This is a genomic window from Vibrio sp. L85, from assembly GCF_963871815.1.
Lineage (GTDB): Bacteria > Pseudomonadota > Gammaproteobacteria > Enterobacterales > Vibrionaceae > Vibrio > Vibrio harveyi.
The window spans coordinates 1-392 of sequence record NZ_CAWMYL010000073.1 but is presented as its reverse complement, the minus strand read 5'-3'; the positions used below and the strand labels follow the sequence as shown (position 1 = coordinate 392).

The 392-nt window shown below is 44.6% G+C and carries 1 protein-coding gene; it reads right to left on the bottom strand.

All coding sequences use genetic code 11. From position 1 onward, the window contains the following. Positions 1 to 392 (bottom strand): hypothetical protein (locus AACR11_RS08590; RefSeq protein ID WP_079324666.1); only part of this gene is annotated, 392 nt, incomplete at both ends.

The window sequence follows — 392 nt, the reverse complement described above, 5'->3', positions numbered from 1 at the left end:
TTTCCATATCGTGTCGTCATCGATGCCGAGTTTTCGGTAGTGCTCAATTAACGCCACGTCGATGCACTCTCCTTTTTCATGACACTGGCTGCACCATGAAGTATCAGCAACCAAATAACCGTAGTGTTTGAATAACCCTGGTGCGCAGTTATCACACACCTGACAAGGAAAGGCTTGTTGCTCAGGGTGGTTCATCGCAGAGAAAAACGCAGCCGGCCCAAGATTAAAACCAGTCATTGGCGATAAATGAGTTTTCAATAGTCGCTTGGCTTCTATGCGGGAAAGGTTGAGCGGTTTGATGAGCGTTTTTAACTGATAGGTTTTGCTTTTGTCTGCAAGCAAAGCTAACCGAATGTTTTGCTTATGACACTCGGTTAAAAAGGTATAGAGTT